We start from the raw sequence: 6908 nt of genomic DNA on the forward strand, positions 1-6908 counted from the left end.
GGCGGGCGCACGGCGCCGCCGCTCGGGACGCTCGCCGCGCTCGTACTGGTCGGACCGTTCGTGTCGCTGTGGGCGGTCGTACCGCTCCTGGGGCTCGACGGGCGGAGCGTTCCGCCGCTCACGTGGCGCGCGCGGGTCGCGAGGCTCACGCTCGCGCGGCTGGGAGGCGCGGGTGCGCCGACGGGGTTCTGGGTCGACGGGCGGGCCGCCAGCCCGTGGCCGGCGTGGACGGCTGACGACGGGCTCGATGATCTCGGTCTCCGGCGGACGTGCGTGCCGTGAGCGCGACGCCCGCTCGGATCCGGCCGCCGTTCTCGGCTTGCGGGCCGGGCGCTTCGGCGCCTCTTCCGCCGCGGCGGTGGCAGCGCTACCGGGGCGTTCGATGGAGTGCCGACGACCCCGGCGCGTTGGCGTCTTCTCGCCCCCGGCCAGTGCGGCCGCCGTCAGCCCGCTGTCGGCCCCCGCAGTCGCGACGTCGGGGGTTTCGGCGGCGTCGTGCGACGCGGCCCGGCGCGCCGACATACCGAAATACCAGCGCCCCATCCCGACGAGCAGCACGACCGCCGAGGTGAAGAACATCAGCGGGAACCGCTCGATGAGCGGGTAGCCGCAGTTGATCAAGGTGTCCTTGATGCCGGTGATCTTGCTGCCGTGGAAGATGAAGTAGGCCGACGGGACGGCGAAGAAGAGGATCAGCGGCGGCTGGATTACCGCGGAGAAGACGCCCGACTGTCGCACGGCGAGCACCGCCAACACGCAGCCCGCGACGTAGCACGCCGAGAAGACGCCGCTGAGAGTCTTGTCACCCGTTCCCGCGTCGTAGGCGAAGCCGACTGCGGACGCCGTCGCAGCCAGGATCACCGCGCCCCACCAGGGAATACCGGGCACACGGGGTAGCACTGAGCGGTGATCGGGCACCATCGCCGAGTCGGCGCGCTGTCCTAACACGCATTTGACCGTACCGGCAATCACGTAGGAAGCGCTGCCAGCGCGCTCTGGCGAGCCTGGGTAGCCCCCTAGACTGTCGAAACCGTGGGCCTAAACCTCGGAATCGTCGGGCTGCCGAACGTCGGCAAGTCAACCTTGTTCAACGCGTTGACGCGGAATGACGTGCTCGCGGCCAACTACCCGTTCGCGACGATCGAGCCGAACGAGGGCGTGGTGGCGCTGCCCGATCCGCGGCTGAACAAGCTGGCCGAGATGTTCGCCTCGGAGAAGATCGTGCCCGCGCCGGTGACGTTCGTCGACATCGCCGGCATCGTCAAGGGCGCGTCCGAGGGCGCCGGGCTGGGCAACAAGTTCCTGGCCAACATCCGCGAGTGCGACGCGATCTGTCAGGTGGTGCGGGTGTTCGCCGACGACGACGTCGTACACGTCGACGGCAAGGTCGACCCAGCTTCGGACATCGAAGTCATCGAAACCGAACTGATCCTGGCTGACATGCAGACGCTGGAGAAGGCGGTGCCGCGGCTGGAGAAGGAAGCCCGCAACAACAAGGACCGCAAGCCCGTCCACGAGGCGGCGGTGGCGGCCCAGCAGCTGCTCGACGGGGGCAAGACGTTGTTCTCCGCGGCTTCGGGAGCCGTGGACTTCACGCTGCTTCGCGAGCTGAGCCTGTTGACCATCAAGCCGTTCCTGTACGCCTTCAACGCCGACGAGTCGGTACTCACCGACGAAGCCCGCAAGGCCGAGTTGCGCGCGATGGTGGCGCCGGCCGACGCGGTGTTCCTCGACGCCAAGATCGAGTCCGAGCTCCAAGAGCTCGACGACGAGTCCGCCGCGGAGCTGCTGGAGTCGATCGGCCAGACCGAGCACGGCCTGGATGCGTTGGCACGGGCCGGTTTTCACACGCTCAGGTTGCAGACCTATCTGACGGCGGGGCCGAAGGAAGCCCGCGCCTGGACGATCCATCAGGGCGACACTGCCCCGAAGGCGGCCGGCGTCATCCACACCGACTTCGAGAAGGGCTTCATCAAGGCCGAGATCGTGTCGTTCGACGACCTCGTCGAGGCGGGCTCGATGGCGGCGGCGAAGGCGGCGGGCAAGGTCCGCATGGAGGGCAAGGACTACGTGATGGCCGACGGCGACGTGGTGGAGTTCAGATTCAACGTCTGACGGGCAAGGGCTGACCGGTAATGGCGATGCCACACGAAACACGAGCCCGCCTCGCCGAGGACGAGTAGCCCGCTAGCGTTGAGGCTTGTGATCGTATGGCTCAACGGAACCCACGGCGCAGGCAAGACGACGACGAGTGCGCTCCTGCAACAGCTGATCCCCGATTCTCGAGTGTTCGACGCTGAGAAGGTCGGCGAGACGCTCATGGATATCGAGCCGGGGCTGCCAGAGACGGACAACTTCCAGCACTGGCCGCCTTGGCGGCCACTCGTGGTTGAGACTGCTCGCCGCGTACTCGAATACACCGGGGGCACTTTGGTGATGCCCATGACTGTCCTTGTCGAGGAGTACTGGCGCGAGATCAGCACTGGCCTCGCGCAGTACGAAGTACCGGTGCGACACTTCGTCCTTGACGCGGATCAGGACACGCTCCGCAGCCGCATCGAAGGCGACACGCTTCTTGACCCCTCCTCATTCCGTCTCGAGCATCTGGACTTGTACGCGGAATCGGCCCGCACCTGGCTGCACGCCGAGGCCGAGGTGGTCGACACCACACACCTCACCCCAACAGAGGTCGCCCGGCAGATACGCAGTCGCCTACAACAGCTGAAGAGCGCCCCAGCAAGCCGCAAGCGGTAGCGAGTGACTCGTCGCTCTTCGGCAATGCCAGGGTGGCAACAGGTCGAGGTCGGGCTCAACGTCTGACGAGCGTGCGGCGACGTCCAGGACGCTTGGCGTGTCGGTGTGCGCCTCTAGCGTGCATGGCATGAAGCTTGTTTCCATCCGCATCATCAGCGCCGACGTGAAGCGTCTCGTCTCGTTCTACGAGATGGTCACCGGAGCTGAGGCCGTCTGGGGTAACGATCTCTTCGCGGAGATCCCGACACCGGTTGGCACTTTGGCGATCGGCAGCGAGAAGACGGTCCCGCTGTTCGGAATTGGGTCTGCCGAGCCGGCGGCCAACCGAACCGCGATCATCGAGTTCATCGTGGACGACGTGGACGCGGAGTACGAGCGGCTTCGCGAGCAGCTTTCCGAGGTGGTGACCGAGCCGACGACGATGCCGTGGGGCAACCGGGCGCTATTGTTCCGCGACCCCGACGGGAACCTCGTCAACCTCTTCACTCCCGTCACGGACGCCGCGCGCGCAAAGTTCGGGATCTAGCTGGAATGCGGCGAGCGTGGGGGATATGCACTCGATCGGCGCGGTCCTCGTGCATAGCGCCCATGACCGGACCCCGATGACTGGTCCAGAGCGGATGAGAGTCATCCACGGGTTACAAGTGGCAGCGTAGCGGGCTGGGGTCAAGCGGAGGCGGGGTCGCGCGCCCTATGTCGACGGAAAGGGCCTTCATGCCCCGCATGCCATGTGGGATCTTGTGGTTGAGGAGTCTTGAAAGCTGCTCCTCGCATGTTGTCCGTCGCTGAGGGTGCCGATGATGGCGTCGTTGTCGGTGCCGATGATGCAGGGCTGAGAATGCCCCACCCGCGGTAGCGGGTGGGGCATTGGTCGGTGTGGTGACGGCGTCCTCGGCTCGGTGACGTCGCACGATCAGTGATTCAGTCGTGGCCACTTTCGGTGACGGCGATGCGGGCGGACTTCTCGTCGACGATCGATGTCTTCGCGGCGAATGCGGCAGTCAGGGCATGCACCGCGAGGTTGTTCACTGCCCGCGGGTATCCGCGGGCGGCGTTGTGGATCAGGGTGACCGCGTCATCGGAGAACAACGGATCGGTCCGTCCGGCGATCTTGGCGTGGTGGGCGATGTAATCAGCGGTATCGGCTGGTGTCATCCCGGCCAGCGAATACCGGACCGCGATCCGCTGATCGAGTGCGGCCAGGACCCCGAGGCGTAGCCGGTGCCGCAAGGTGGGTTGCCCGACCAGCAGCGCTGCGAATGGTGATCCGGAGTCCATGTCGTGATTGGTGAGCATCCTGATCGCCTCCATCTGCGCGTTGTCGAGCAGGTGAGCCTCGTCGATGACCACGACCGGGGTGCGGCCACGTTCAGCGTGCTCGGCGGCCAGCGCCTCGGCAGCTTGAGGTGCCAACGTCGCGGTATAGAAGCTCGGGACCCGCCCCAACGCGCCCACGACGTGATGCAACATGCCCCGCACCCCGACCGAGGGGTTGGGCAGGTAGATGATGACGTGCCGTGCGGGGTCCAGAGCGGCGGTCGCGGCCCGGATCGCGACGGTCTTGCCGGCGCCGACCTCCCCGGTGATCACCCCGATCGCGTGCTGATCCACACACCAGGTGATCCGGGCGACCGCTTCAGCGTGTCCGGGGTGGCGGTGCAGCATCGCCGGGGCCAGTCCCCGCCCAAAGGGCATGCGGGTGAAGCCGTAATACGATTGCAGCCGTTCGATGCTCATGCCGATGCTCCGTTGCGGTAGGTGAAGCCGTCGATGTCGGTGATGCTCAACTGCCCCGCCACCACACCGTCGCCGCTGCTGCGACCGTCGCCCTCGCTTTCGCCCTCCCTGTCCCCGTCGACGTCTCGGTCTCCGTTGCTGAACAGGGCGTCGTAGCCGATCCGCCGGTCGGCGCGGACCTGCTGATGATGGGTCCGCTCGGTCAGCTCCAGGTAGTCGATCCCCGTCGCGGGGGGCGTGGGTGGCTCCGGTATCTCGGGTCGGGCTTTCGGGTGAACGTGGCGGGTGATGTTGTGCGGCAACGCTTTCCCGTGACTCTTGTTCTGGTATCGAACCTCGACGGTTTCGATGTCGAACGGGGAGAACACCAACTCGACCTTCCGCCCCACCAACGCCGCATCGACTTGGAAGGTGTTGCCGTGCAACGACACTGTCGCGGTCTTGGTGACCGTGCGGTACTCCGACCACAGGAACGCTTCGGTCAGATCCGCCGCGGTCGGCATCGCCGGGGTCCGGCCCAGTCGCACCCACCCGGTGTCCCACCGATCCAGCGGACTCTGCCCGGTCTCGGAGTGGACGCGGCGGTGGTACTCGGTTTCGATCCACGCGGTGAGCAACCCGTTGAGTCCCAGCAGTGCGGTCCGGTGATCGGTACCGGCCGCAGTCAACTCCTCGACGGTGGTGTCGGTGACCTCGACGAGGAACTGCTCACGCACGGTCCGGAAGAACCGTTCGATCTTGCCGCGCCCTTGGGGGCGGTGCGGGGTGGAATGCACCAGCCGGATCCCCAGTTTCGCGCAGCCCCGCAACAACCAGGCATCCACGAACGCCGAGCCGTTATCGACATACACGCTGGCCGGGACCCCGCGGGAGGCCAACGCCGGCTCCATGGCGACCCCCAACCGGACGGTGTCCTCGGAGAACCCGAACCGGTAGCCGGTGACCAGTCGGGAATGGTCGTCGAGGAACGCGAACAGATACGTTTTGCGGCCACCGATCTTCGGGCCGTGCAACGCGTCCCCGGTCCAGCGGTCGTTGGGGTTCTCGGCTTCGAACCGCCCGAACACCGCCGTCGTGTCCCCGGCGGCAGGGCCGATCAACTCCAGGCGGTGAAAGTGGCGCAGCAGCGTCGATTCCGACGGCGCCCAGCCCGCGCTGGCCCGCAGGATGCGTTGTACTTGCGCGGCGGTCCGGGCCGGGTTCTCCCGCTTCAGTGCGGCCGCCAACTCCAACGTCGCGGTATCGGTCCGCGGGCAGGCTGCCCGTGGCGAGGGAATCAACTCGGCGAACCCACCGGCGCGGTAGCGGCGGATCCACCGATCCAGGGTGTCGCGCGAATATTTCACCTGCGCCCCGAACGGGTCGGTGTGCTCACCGGCGGCGATCTCGCGGACCAACCGGCCACGCGCCTTGGTCGACAACCCGGTATCCAGCGCCGGGCAGATCAACTGATACCGGAACAACCCGACCGCGTGGCCTCGTTCCCGTCGCTTCTCATCCTCAGCAGACAACTCGATGGCTCCTTCATCACGCGGTGCCGCCCAAACCCGTTGCCGGGCAGTCACCCCCGCGACGATGAACCATCTACACCGCTGATATCAGAGTCAGTTCGTGTTGCGCGATCCCACCCCTGGTGCCGGTGGCCACCCCGGCGACAGGAGCCGCCCACTACTGCACGCGACAGCCACCGAGGCCGCCGTCACCGCACCGAGGATCGAGCCATCACCGAACCGTGCCGCGATCGCGGCTCTGGCCGCACCGACCGCCGCGACCGCATCACCCCAAGCCGACCCCGTCGCCTTCGGTATCGACACATCCACACCCGCAGCGACCGCAACCGCCAGAAACCAGTCGCGGACCACATCGCCACGGCCACCCATCACCCGCAGCCAACCCCGCACCGTCGACACCGGGATACCTGCTCGCGCCCCGATCAGCCGGTGCCCGCCACCAGCAGCCTTGGCCACCACCGCCGCCCAGATCAGATCCGCGACATAAGCCCTGCGCAGCAACAACGTCACCGGCAGCAACACATGCGTCACCAAACACGACCGGCACCGAGATCGGCGTGGCCGGATCGGCTCGGCGACCCCCACGACGTGCCGTGCCCGAGCAAAACCCCACCCCGTCAACAACCCGCCCGGACACGACGGGCACGCCACCTCACCAGCAGCCAACCGGGACTCGACGCGAACAGGATCGACCTCTACCGTGACCATCAGTGCCTTCCGCACTACGCACGGTGCCCCCGAGATATCTGGCAAGAATTCAGCGGGGGCGCCGTGCACCCATCAGTTCCTCGACAGACTGACGGTGCAGACCACCAACCTCAAACCCACAGCCATCCCGGCCGCCACATCGGCACCCTCACCGACGGCTCGAACCCCCGTGGTCGTCATCCCGAGAGACGCTCAACA

Annotated in this window: 8 protein-coding genes; 4 read left to right on the top strand and 4 right to left on the bottom strand. The window is 66.9% G+C overall.

Annotation, left to right across the window (positions count from 1 at the left end; translation table 11 throughout):
- A partial coding sequence (locus QOC69_RS01285; protein ID WP_526435581.1) for a DUF6542 domain-containing protein occupies positions 1 to 948 on the bottom strand: 948 nt, incomplete at its 3' end.
- An 84-nt stretch (positions 949 to 1032) separates the two neighbouring features.
- Between QOC69_RS01285 and ychF the strand changes: the two genes are divergently transcribed.
- The 3 genes from ychF (at position 1033) to QOC69_RS01300 (ending at position 3280) form a co-directional block, all read left to right on the top strand.
- Positions 1033 to 2115, top strand: coding sequence for a redox-regulated ATPase YchF (gene ychF, locus QOC69_RS01290; protein ID WP_526435583.1), 1083 nt, complete (start codon positions 1033 to 1035; stop codon positions 2113 to 2115).
- An 87-nt stretch (positions 2116 to 2202) separates the two neighbouring features.
- Positions 2203 to 2754: an AAA family ATPase gene (locus QOC69_RS01295; protein ID WP_526435585.1), complete on the top strand. Its 552-nt coding sequence runs from the start codon at positions 2203 to 2205 to the stop codon at positions 2752 to 2754.
- Between the two features lie 127 nt (positions 2755 to 2881).
- Positions 2882 to 3280: a VOC family protein gene (locus QOC69_RS01300; RefSeq protein ID WP_526435587.1), complete on the top strand. Its 399-nt coding sequence runs from the start codon at positions 2882 to 2884 to the stop codon at positions 3278 to 3280.
- A 395-nt stretch (positions 3281 to 3675) separates the two neighbouring features.
- Here the strand turns inward: QOC69_RS01300 and QOC69_RS01305 are convergent, their stop codons facing one another.
- The 3 genes from QOC69_RS01305 to QOC69_RS01315 form a co-directional block, all read right to left on the bottom strand.
- Positions 3676 to 4491, bottom strand: coding sequence for an ExeA family protein (locus tag QOC69_RS01305; RefSeq protein WP_526435589.1), 816 nt, complete (start codon positions 4489 to 4491; stop codon positions 3676 to 3678).
- Positions 4488 to 6002: a DDE-type integrase/transposase/recombinase gene (locus tag QOC69_RS01310; protein WP_526435591.1), complete on the bottom strand. Its 1515-nt coding sequence runs from the start codon at positions 6000 to 6002 to the stop codon at positions 4488 to 4490. The genes QOC69_RS01305 and QOC69_RS01310 overlap by 4 nt, the downstream gene beginning before the upstream one ends.
- A gap of 93 nt (positions 6003 to 6095) precedes the next feature.
- Entirely contained in the window at positions 6096 to 6710 is a 615-nt protein-coding gene (locus QOC69_RS01315; RefSeq protein ID WP_526435593.1) for a helix-turn-helix domain-containing protein, read from the bottom strand.
- Between QOC69_RS01315 and QOC69_RS01320 the strand changes: the two genes are divergently transcribed.
- Positions 6703 to 6908, top strand: a 206-nt coding sequence (locus QOC69_RS01320) for a hypothetical protein (protein ID WP_526435595.1), incomplete at its 3' end; no start/stop codon positions are given. The two genes, QOC69_RS01315 and QOC69_RS01320, sit on opposite strands and share 8 nt — an antisense overlap.

The organism is Mycobacterium sp. (genome assembly GCF_032162105.1).
Lineage (GTDB): Bacteria > Actinomycetota > Actinomycetes > Mycobacteriales > Mycobacteriaceae > Mycobacterium.

Bases quoted from the DNA above. Each gene is read 5' to 3' on its own strand.
- QOC69_RS01300 (WP_526435587.1), top strand. From the start codon at position 2,882: ATGAAGCTTGTTTCCATCCGCATCATCAGCGCCGACGTGAAGCGTCTC.
- QOC69_RS01305 (WP_526435589.1), bottom strand. From the start codon at position 4,491: ATGAGCATCGAACGGCTGCAATCGTATTACGGCTTCACCCGCATGCCC.
- QOC69_RS01315 (WP_526435593.1), bottom strand. From the start codon at position 6,710: ATGGTCACGGTAGAGGTCGATCCTGTTCGCGTCGAGTCCCGGTTGGCT.